Source organism: Actinomadura sp. KC06 (assembly GCF_004348735.1).
Lineage (GTDB): Bacteria > Actinomycetota > Actinomycetes > Streptosporangiales > Streptosporangiaceae > Spirillospora.
Genome location: NZ_SMKT01000097.1, coordinates 26,447 through 35,295, shown reverse-complemented (window position 1 = coordinate 35,295; position 8,849 = coordinate 26,447). Strand labels below are relative to the sequence as shown.

8 protein-coding genes and 1 riboswitch are annotated in these 8,849 nt (G+C 72.3%); of the genes, 4 read left to right on the top strand and 4 right to left on the bottom strand.

The annotated features are described in order from the left end of the window. Positions 1 to 104: 104 nt before the first annotated feature. A riboswitch (cyclic di-AMP (ydaO/yuaA leader) is annotated at positions 105 to 304 on the bottom strand. A gap of 468 nt (positions 305 to 772) precedes the next feature. Next, positions 773 to 1,678 (bottom strand): C40 family peptidase, encoded by a 906-nt coding sequence (locus E1287_RS27500; RefSeq protein WP_243719473.1) that lies wholly within the window; start codon positions 1,676 to 1,678, stop codon positions 773 to 775. 351 nt (positions 1,679 to 2,029) lie between these two features. Continuing rightward, positions 2,030 to 3,535: an NYN domain-containing protein gene (locus E1287_RS27495; RefSeq protein ID WP_131967972.1), complete on the bottom strand. Its 1,506-nt coding sequence runs from the start codon at positions 3,533 to 3,535 to the stop codon at positions 2,030 to 2,032. 124 nt (positions 3,536 to 3,659) lie between these two features. Between E1287_RS27495 and E1287_RS27490 the strand changes: the two genes are divergently transcribed. From E1287_RS27490 to E1287_RS27480, 3 genes are read left to right on the top strand one after another with little or no spacing between them, the layout of a single operon-like run. Further along, the gene (locus E1287_RS27490; protein WP_131967971.1) at positions 3,660 to 5,477 is read left to right on the top strand and encodes a DEDD exonuclease domain-containing protein; all 1,818 of its coding nucleotides are present in this window, start codon (positions 3,660 to 3,662) and stop codon (positions 5,475 to 5,477) included. 9 nt (positions 5,478 to 5,486) lie between these two features. Continuing rightward, a complete protein-coding gene (locus E1287_RS27485; protein ID WP_131967970.1) occupies positions 5,487 to 6,236 on the top strand; it encodes a rhomboid family intramembrane serine protease in 750 nt (249 codons plus the stop codon). Positions 6,237 to 6,290: 54 nt separating this feature from the next. Continuing rightward, positions 6,291 to 6,578 carry an Lrp/AsnC ligand binding domain-containing protein gene (locus E1287_RS27480; protein ID WP_131967969.1) on the top strand — a complete coding sequence of 96 codons (288 nt, stop codon included), beginning with the start codon at positions 6,291 to 6,293 and terminating at the stop codon, positions 6,576 to 6,578. Here E1287_RS27480 and trpD read toward each other — a convergent pair. Beyond that, the gene (trpD, locus tag E1287_RS27475; RefSeq protein ID WP_131967968.1) at positions 6,575 to 7,633 is read right to left on the bottom strand and encodes an anthranilate phosphoribosyltransferase; all 1,059 of its coding nucleotides are present in this window, start codon (positions 7,631 to 7,633) and stop codon (positions 6,575 to 6,577) included. The two genes, E1287_RS27480 and trpD, sit on opposite strands and share 4 nt — an antisense overlap. Positions 7,634 to 7,667: 34 nt before the next feature. Beyond that, positions 7,668 to 8,090, bottom strand: a complete 423-nt coding sequence (locus E1287_RS27470) for a hypothetical protein (RefSeq protein ID WP_131967967.1) — start codon at positions 8,088 to 8,090, stop codon at positions 7,668 to 7,670. A 94-nt stretch (positions 8,091 to 8,184) separates the two neighbouring features. On the opposite strand from E1287_RS27470, the gene E1287_RS27465 reads away from it, so the two are divergent. Next, positions 8,185 to 8,841: a heme-copper oxidase subunit III gene (locus tag E1287_RS27465; RefSeq protein WP_347813409.1), complete on the top strand. Its 657-nt coding sequence runs from the start codon at positions 8,185 to 8,187 to the stop codon at positions 8,839 to 8,841. Positions 8,842 to 8,849: the final 8 nt, after the last annotated feature.

Here is an 8,849-nt window from a genome sequence, read left to right as displayed (position 1 = left end):
CCCTGTCAGACACATCACACGTCTATTCATCATCCCATATTATGCTCTAAGATCTGATCCCTTTTTTTTTTTTTGGAGATGTGTATAATAGACAGGTTTCACTCCTTCGTTCTTCCAGACGCCTACCGGGTTAGCTGACGGGTTCGGGCGAGGAAGTGGCCCTACGGCGGGCTCTCACCGGGTCGTCCGGGAGAGGCGCCGATTCACCCCGGGCGCCGGACATTGCCGTCCAGGGACGGTCCCTGGACTCCGGCGGTTATGGGTCCCCGGTTCCGCTCGTCGGCGGATTCGGCGCTGCCGCTGCGATCCTGGGGGCGATATGGGGCCCGTGCGCGGGACCTGTCTCCCGCGTGCGAAAGAGCGGCGCGTGATGTTGTGTGCGGGCGGCCTGACCCTCGGGACCGCCGCGGCAGCGCTCTCAGCGCCATGCACGCTGCGGGCGTGCGCACGGTGGGCGGGGTCGGGCGAGGTCTGCGTGAGACCGGCGCGGCGCCGTGAGGGTGCCGCGGGACGACGCGTGGAGCGCGCCGCCGGGGGGAGACGGCGCGTGGCTCGCGCCGCCGTCACGCGGCCGGGAAAGTGCCGCGTGGCCGCGGCGCCTGGTGGGCGTCGCGTGGCTCGCGGCGCCTGGACGGCGCCGTGAGTGGTACAAGGTACCAAAGCCCCAACAGAAGGCAAACCCCCACAAAATCAACAACGGACCAGGTCAAAGCCTGGTCCGTCGCCGAAGGCGGTCCGTCCGGCCGCGTGCGGGCGCCGGACGGGCGGGACGTCAGGGACGCCCGGCGCCGTAGTAGTTGCTCAGGTAGTAGCCCGAGGTGATGCTCACGACCTGGACGGTCTTGCCCGTGCTGGGGGCGTGGATCATCTGGCCGCCGCCCACGTAGAGGCCGACGTGCCCGAGACCGCGGAAGAACACCAGATCGCCGGGCTGCAGGTTGCTCTTGGCCACCCGCTTGGTGGCGGCCCACTGGGAGTTGGTGGTGCGGGTGATGTTGACGCCCGCCGCCGCCCACGCCTTCATGGTCAGGCCGGAGCAGTCGTAGGAGCCGGGGCCTTCGGCGCCGTAGGAGTACGGCTTGCCCTTCTGCGCGTAGGCGAAGTTGAGCGCCGCGCGGGCCGGGCCGCTGGCGGGGCCGTTGTAGGTGCCGCCGACGCCGCCCGAGGACGTGGCGCCGCCGAGCCGCCGGACCAGCGCCTCCTGCTTCTCGACCCTCGCGTCCAGCTCCTTCTTCTGCTTCTTCAGCTCGTCGGACTTGGTTTTCACCTCGTCGTAGGCGGCCTTGGCCACCGCCTGCTCGCGGCGCAGCCGCTGCGCGGTGGCGAGGAACTGGGTGAGCTGGGAGCTGCGCTCCTGCGACAGGTGCGAGAAGACCGCCGCCTGGTCGAGGACGGCCTGCGGGTTGCCGCTGCCGACGAAGCCGGTGACGTCGGTCGACTCGCCGTTCTTGTACGCGTCCGCCGCCATCTGGGCGATCTTGGAGCGCTGCTGCTCGAAGGTCGCCTCCTCCTGCTTGATCGCCTTCGACGCGCCGTCGAGCTTCTTCTTGGCGATCTTGAGCTTCTCGTTGAGCTGGTTGTACTGCTCGACCTTCTTGTCCATCTCCTCGTTGAGCTGGGTCAGCTTCTTCTGCGCCTGCGCCCTGGTCGGCCTGGGCTCGGCGCTCGCGGGCGCCACCAGGGGAGATGCGAAGGTCGCGGTCACGGTCAGGCAGGTCAAGGCCGCCAGGCGACGGGAGATGCCGCTGTTCGCCGAGCCGCCTCTACGGTCACGCCGCTGTTCCGGTGCCCCGATGAGTTCATTGGCCACGGTCGGTTTCGCCCCTCTCGTCCACGACGTCAGCGGACGACATTAGCGAGGGTCAACAACCGTCACAACCGATACGTCACTCTTTGATCGACATCGTTGGACAATGTCCACCATCAGTGACTTCAAGATCACCGAGTGCGAAACTTCCCTTATCGGGACCTTATGGCCACCTTATGGCCCGACCGCCCCACGACCCGACCGCCTCGCGACCCGACCGCCTCATGACCGGCCGAGCCGGCGGAGCAGGAGCGTCGACGGGCACGGCCGGGCGTTCGCGCGCCGCGCCGCGTCGGCCACCTCGCGGTCGGACGACACCACCACGACCGCGCGGCCCTGCGGCTCCGCCCGAACCAGCTCGCCGATCAGCTCGTCCGCGGTCTGCCCCGGGCGGCTGAACAGCACCCGGACGCCGCGCGGCGCCGCGATGGCGACCGGCGCGTCCAGCTCCGCGCCGTCGAACACGCACGTCACCTCGGCGCGGGTCTGCGCGGCGAGCCCACCGAGCCCCGACAGCAGCCGGGTGCGCTGGTCCGACAGCGGCAGCTCCCCGTACCCGGTCTTGGTCACGTTGTAGCCGTCCACGACGAGGTGCACGCGCGGCAGCGTCAGCAGCCTGTCGAGCAGCTGCGGGTCGCTGTCGGACAGCGCCCGTCCGGGAAGCGCGCGGTGCGCCTGCCGGTCGGGCTCCAGCCCGCCGACCGCGTCCGCGGGACGCTCGATCGTGGACGGCAGCGCCAGCTCCCGCCGGACGCCCTGCGCCGCGTCCACGAGCGTGTCCAGCAGCATCCGCAGCCGGACGTCCTCGACGTTGCGGCCCTCGCGCGCCGCCCGCTTGGCGGCCTCCGCGGCGGCCTCGGCCTGGGCGGCGCGGGCGCGCAGCTTGCGCAGCTCCTTCTCGGACGCGGCGGTCGACTCCCGCGCCTCGGCGAGCGCCCGCTCGGCCTCGGCGGCGGCCGCGCCGGCGCGCTCCTCCGCCGCCCGGAACCGGGTGCGCGCCTCGTGCAGCTTGCGGCGCAGGTCCGCGACCTCGGCCTTGCTGTCGCGCAGCTCGGCGCGCAGCCGGTCCACCTCCGCGGCGCGGGCGGTGCGGGCGGCGGCCAATTCCGCCTTCAGCGCGGCGACGCGCCGCTCGGCCGCCTCCTCCTCCGAGGCGGTGGCGGAGCGTTCCAGCTCCTCGCGGGCGGATTCGACCAGCCCCGTCCAGCCCTCGGGGCGCAGCAGGTAGGCCAGCACCGCGACGCGGACCGGGTCGGCGGCGGGCGGGACGTTCCGGCCCTCGACCGCCTCGACGAGGTCGGCCTGCCCGTCCCGCAGCGGCTCGGCGACGCGCCGCCGGAAGGCGGCGTCCTTCTCCAGGGCCGCGGCGATGTGCTGCCCGGCGAGCTTGGCGCGCTTGCGGCGCTCGAACCGCGCGAACCGGCGCAGCGGCGGGGGGACGTCGTCCAGCGGCAGCGCCCCGATCACCTCGGCGGCGATCTCCACGACCGCCTGCCGCACGGCCTCCGGCAGCGGCCTGCCCAGCTTCTCCCGGTGCGCCTCGCCCTCCCCGTGCGCCCCGATGCGGGCTCCGGCGCGGCCTGCCTCGGCGGGACGCGCCTCCTCCGCGGGGTCCTCGCCGCCGGGGATCGCTTCGGGGCCGCTGTCGATGATCCCGCTCCTTCCGGGCTGCGCCGCCGGTGGGCTGTGTCTTCCCGAGCAGTCCGCGCCTAACCAGGGCGAACGCATGCTCGGACGGATCGCGCCCGGCTCCCCGAACCGTCCCCGCCGTCCCCGACCGGCGGGACGTGCCGGCGCCCCTCAACCCTAGCGGGCCCGGCTTCTGTCGGTGGGGTCCTCTACGGTCGCGCACATGACGGCTGCGCACGGTGTTCAGGCGGGCGGTGTCCAGACGGCCGGCGTCCAGGGAACTCTGGACGACCTCGGCACGCCGCTGTCCGGGGTCACCTTCGTGGTGGTCGACCTGGAGACGACGGGCGGCTCGGCCGCCGACTCGGCCATCACCGAGATCGGCGCGGTGAAGGTGCGCGGGGGAGAGGAGCTCGGCGAGCTCGGCACGCTCGTCGACCCCGGCGGGCCGATCCCGCCGTTCATCACCGCCCTGACCGGGATCACCACCGCGATGGTGACGGCCGCGCCGAAGATCGAGTCGGTGCTGCCCGCGTTCCTGGAGTTCGCGCGCGGCTGCGTCCTCGTCGCGCACAACGCCTCGTTCGACATCGGCTTCCTCAAGGCCGCGTGCGCCGAGAACGGCTACGCCTGGCCCGCGTTCACCGTCGTCGACACCGTCGACCTCGCGCGCCGCGTCCTGTCGAAGGACGAGGTGCCCAACTGCAAGCTCAGCACTCTGTCCCGCTTCTTCCGTACCGCCAACGAGCCGACGCACCGCGCCCTCGCCGACGCCCGCGCCACCGTCGAGGTCCTGCACGGCCTGATCGAGCGGCTCGGGTCGTTCAACGTCACCTCGCTGGAGGAGATGAAGAGCTTCGCCAAGGCCCCGACGCCGGAGCAGCGCCGCAAGCGGCACCTCGCCGACGACGTCCCGAGCGCCCCCGGCGTCTACCTGTTCGAGGACGGCTCAGGCGAGGTCCTGTACGTCGGCAAGAGCGGCGACCTGCGCTCCCGCGTGCGCAGCTACTTCACCGGCTCCGAGACGCGATGGCGCGTCCGGGAGATGGTCGGCATCGCCGAGAACGTCCGGACGATCGAGTGCGCCACCGGCCTGGAGGCCGAGGTCCGCGAGCTGCGGCTGATCGCCGAGCACAAGCCGCGCTACAACCGCCGCTCCAAGTTCCCCGAGCGGGCGATCTGGCTGAAGCTGACCGTGGAGCCGTTCCCGCGGCTGTCGATCGTCCGCGAGTGCCGCGCCGACGGGGCCCGCTACCTCGGGCCGATCTCGTCCCGCCGGCAGGCGGAAGAGGCGCGCGCGGCGATGCACGAGGCCGTTCCGCTCCGGCAGTGCACCCAGCGGCTGACGCTCCGGATCATCGAGCACGGCAAAGCCCGCGCGTGCGCGCTCGCCGAGATCGGGCGCTGCGGCGCGCCCTGCGACGGGCGCGAGTCCGCCGACGCCTACGCCGTCCACGTCGGGACGGCCCGCTCGGTCATGGAGGGCGACGTGCGTCCCGTGGTCGCCGCCGCGCAGGTCCGCATCGACCGGCTCGCGTCCGAGCTGCGCTACGAGGAGGCGGGGGCGCAGCGCGACCGGCTCGCCGCGTTCGTCCGCGCCGCCGCGCGCGGGCAGCGCCTCGCCGCGTTCGCCCGCCTTCCCGAGCTGGTCGCGGCCCGGCCCGCGTTCGACGGCGGCTGGGAGCTGGCGGTGGTCCGCTACGGGCGGCTCGCCGCCGCCGGGAACGTTCCCCCGCGCGCCGCCCCGCGCCCCTACGTCGACGCGCTCATCGCCACCGCCGAGACGGTGTTCCCGCCCTCAGGCGAGGCGCCCGGCGGAGTCGCGCTCGGCGCGCCGCCCTCCGCGGGCGCCACGGCGGAGGAGATGGAGTGCGTGCTGCGCTGGCTCGACCTCCCCGGCGTCCGCCTCGTCGAGGTCGCCGGCGCCTGGACGTGCCCCGCGCACGGCGCCGAGGGCCTGCGCGAGTGGATCGACCGCGCCTACGACAGGTCCTACGAGGGGGCGTCCGAGACGTCCCGGCCCAGGCGCGGCCGCCACTAAGGTGTCGGGGTGGCCCTGCCCCTCTATGACAGCCAGCCGGCGCGGCGCGTCCCGTGGGTGACGTACCTGCTCGTCGCGGCCAACGTGGTGGTGTACCTGCTCACCCCGATGTCGAACTTCGCCACCTGGTACGGCGAGGGCCATGTCCGCGAGTGCAGGACGGCGCACTTCACCTTCGAGTACGGCGCCGTCCCCAAGGAGCTGACCACCGGCGACCAGAAGCCGCTGCCGCCGGACGTCGTCGACGAATGCGGCCCCTCCACCTTCGGCAAGGCCCCCTGGACGTCGGCGTTCAGCTCGATGTTCCTGCACTCCGGCGCGCTGCACCTGCTCAGCAACCTGGTCGCGCTGTTCGTCGTCGGCATGGGCGTCGAAGACAGGCTCGGCCGATGGCGCTACCTGCTCAGCTACCTGTTCTTCGGTCTCGTGGCCGTCTACGGGTACGCGTGGACGTCGCCCGACTCCACCGTCCCGCTCGTCGGGGCGTCCGGCGCCATCGCGGGCGTGATGGGCGCCTACGTGATCCTCAACCCGCGGGGACGGGTCGTCAGCTGGGTCCCGCCGGTCATCGTGATGCGGCTGCCGGTGTGGGTGGTGCTCGGGTACTGGTTCGTCCTGCAGTGGCTGTCGCTGGGCGACGACAAGAGCAACGTCGCCTACGCCGCGCACATCTACGGCTTCGTCGCCGGGGTGGGGTTCGCGCTCCTGGCGCGCCGTGCGGGGCCCGCCCGCCGCCTCGCCGCCTTGAGCCGCGGCTGAGCGCCCGGAGGCGGCCCGGTAGGGTCGGACCGTCCGGACTCAGGGGAGGGTGAAGTGGTCACTGCGATCGTGTTCGTCAAGGCCGACGTCGCGCGCATCCACGAGGTGGCCGAGACGATCGCGGCCTTCGACGGCGTCAGCGAGGTCTTCTCCATCACCGGGGACCACGACCTCATGGCCATGGTCCGGGTGCGCCGCCACGAGGAGCTGAACGACGTCATCCCGGGCCGCATCAACAAGGTCCCCGGCATCGTCGGCACCGAGACGCACATCGCGTTCCGCACCTACTCCCAGCACGACCTGGAGCAGGCCTTCGCCCTGGGCCTCCCCGACGCCGACTAGTCCACCGACCGGCGGAGCCCCTTGGACGTCTCGATCCAGCGGTCGAGGAGCGTGCTCGCGCCGCCGGAGTCGACGGCCGCCGCGGCGCGCTCGTAGGCGCCGCGGAGTGTCTCGGTCAGAGCCGCCGGGGCGGGCGTGCCGTCGTAGGCGGTGATGAGCGCGGCGGCGTTCAGCAGCACCATGTCGCGGACCGGGCCTTTGCGTCCGGCGAACGTCTCGCGCGCCACGCGCCCGTTGAACGCGGCGTCGGCGCCGCGCAGGTCCTCCGGCTTGGCGGGCGGGATGCCCAGGTCGGACGGGTCGAACGTCGTCTCCGTCGCCGTCCCGTCGCGGACGACCCACACCGTCGAGGTGCCGGTCGTCGTCAGCTCGTCCAGGCCGTCGTCGCCGCGGAACACCAGCGACGAGCAGCCGCGGGCGGCGAACACGCCCGCGACGACGCCCGCCATCCGCGGATGGAACACGCCGACCGCCTGCGCGCCAGGACGCGCCGGGTTCGTCAGCGGCCCGAGGAAGTTGAACACCGTCGGGGTGCCGAGCTCGCTGCGCGTCCGCGCCGCGTGCTTCAGCGCCGGGTGGTAGAGCGGCGCGAAGCAGAACGTGATGCCGATCTCCTCGGCGACCCGGGCGGTGGCCTCGGGCGGCAGGTCGATCGCGACGCCGAGGTGCTCCAGCAGGTCGGCGGCGCCGCAGGACGACGACGCGGCCCGGTTGCCGTGCTTGACCACCCGGACGCCCGCCGCGGCCGCGACCACGGCGGCCATCGTCGACACGTTGACGGTGTGGGCCCGGTCGCCGCCCGTCCCGACGAGGTCGGCGATGGGGCCCGGCACGTGGATGGGCCTGGCGTTGTCCATCATGCCCTCGGCGAGGCCGGTGACCTCCTCGACCGTCTCGCCCTTGGCGCGCAGCGCGACCGCGAAGCCCGCGATCTGCACGTCGGTGGCGTCCCCGGCCATGATGCTGTTCATGGCCCACTCGGTCTCCTCGCTGGTCAGCGAGTCGCCCGAGAGCAGGGCGTTGAGCAGTGCGGGCCAGGTGGTGCGCGCGTCCATGTCGCCTACCGGGTCTCAGGGCCTTCGGGACGGTCTACAGGGCGGGGAGGCGGTCGCCGAGGCGCTTGCGCATCAGCCCGGCGAGCGCGTTCGCGACGGCCATCGGGTCGAGCGGCAGGCTCACCACGGCGTCGGCGCGGGACCAGGTCGCGAGCCAGCCGTCGTCGCGGCGGCCGATGATCGCGAGGACGGGCGGGCAGTCGTACACCTCGTCCTTGGCCTGCCGGCACACGCCGAGGCCGCCCGCGGGCTGCGCCTCGCCGTCCACCACCAGGACGTCGACGTCGCCCTGGTCGAGCCGCGCCACGACGGCGGGCTGGGTGGCGATCTCGACGAACTCGACCTTCGGGAGATCGGCGGCGGGGCGGCGCCCGATCGCCATCCGGATCTGCGCGCGGGTGTTCGCGTCGTCGCTGTAGACGAGGACCTTCATCGGGCCCTCAGGGGCGGTGCTCATGGACGTGAAGGGTACCCGGTCCGGGCCAGCGGGGACACGCGCGGGGAACCGTAGAAGGGGGGTCATGCGTCACCCACGGGACAAGGGCGCAATAATGCTGCCCGTGACAGCATCCGCGATTGAAACAACACCTCACGCACGGGCGAACCGTCCCAATCTGGTCAGCGTGGGGACGATCGTCTGGCTGTCGTCCGAGCTGATGTTCTTCGCGGCCCTGTTCGCGATGTTCTTCACGATCCGCTCCGTGACGATCGGCCAGTCCGGGGAAGACGCGTGGCCCGGCGCCCCGCTGGACCTGCCGCTGTCGTCGGTCAACACGACCATCCTGGTGCTGTCATCCGTGACCTGCCAGATGGGCGTGTTCAAGGCCGAGGCGGGCAAGGTCGGGCGTGACGGGAGCCTGCTGAACTTCCGGAGCTGGGGCCTGCGCGAGTGGTACGTCCTGTCGTTCCTCATGGGCGCCTACTTCATCGCGGGCCAGGGATACGAGTACTACAACCTGGTCACCCACGACGGGCTGACCTTCTCGTCCTCGGCCTACGGCTCGATCTTCTACCTGGCGACCGGCTTCCACGGCCTGCACGTCACCGGCGGCCTCATCGCCTTCCTCTTCATCCTCGGGCGCACCTACGCCGCGAAACGCTGGACGCACGAGCAGGCGACGAGCGCGATCGTCGTGTCCTACTACTGGCACTTCGTCGACGTGGTGTGGATCGGCCTGTTCGCGGCCGTCTACCTGCTCGACATGTGACCGCCGCC